The sequence below is a fragment of the Photobacterium lucens genome (assembly GCF_009873615.1).
In the GTDB taxonomy this organism is placed as follows: Bacteria; Pseudomonadota; Gammaproteobacteria; order Enterobacterales; family Vibrionaceae; genus Photobacterium; species Photobacterium lucens.
In genome coordinates, this window is the sequence record NZ_SSMG01000100.1 from 1 (window position 1) to 678 (window position 678).

Sequence of the window (678 nt, forward strand, 5' to 3'; positions counted from 1 at the left end):
CTATTATTGCTTTGGTTATTTAAAATCAATCAGTTGATAGTTAACTCTTTATAATGGCACGAATTAATGCCATTTTTGCAAAAGTGAAATCTTTCAATGCATATATACATATTGCTATCAAAGTGAGAAAATATACCAAACAGCAATATTGAACACTTTTAGCCTGGAATTCAGAGAGGCATTTATGAAATTAGCGTTGATTTTTTTACTATCATCAATTGGTGGCGTTCTTTCTGGTGAGCATTTTCATTCCTTTATTGCTGGCTTTGGTATTGCAGCAGTATCGGTAGGAGTCGCTTATTGGTTAGCGTTTAGATCAACTCGTTATCCACAATTGGCAGTATTACTTCTGTTATTAGGAATGGTGGCAAAACTGGCTGTAACAGTGACTGGTGTTATGTGGGGCTTAAAAGCGGACGTTATTAATTCTCCATTTATCTTCTCGCTTTCTTATTTATTCTTCTTGATTGTTGTTTCTTACGGTTACTTCAAGTTAAGAGAATTTCAAATGGCAATGGCAGAAAAGCGTGCAATTGTATTAGCTAGCCAGCAGGCGAGTGAAGAACAGCCAGAAGCTAAACCTTCACTAACATCGCAAACCGTATAAAATTAATACATATTATTGTACGAATTACCTAAGAGTGATGTAGTGCTTAGTATCGTTAATGAAGATTAAAT

At 35.0% G+C, this 678-nt stretch carries 1 protein-coding gene; it reads left to right on the top strand.

The window, feature by feature from the left end:
- Positions 1–184 precede the first annotated feature (184 nt).
- The gene (locus tag E5A76_RS05115) at positions 185–607 is read left to right on the top strand and encodes an NADH:ubiquinone oxidoreductase (RefSeq protein ID WP_161118289.1); all 423 of its coding nucleotides are present in this window, start codon (positions 185–187) and stop codon (positions 605–607) included.
- The last annotated feature ends 71 nt before the right edge of the window (positions 608–678 follow it).

Coding starts and splice junctions, on each gene's coding strand:
- E5A76_RS05115 (WP_161118289.1), top strand. CDS start 185: ATGAAATTAGCGTTGATTTTTTTACTATCATCAATTGGTGGCGTTCTT.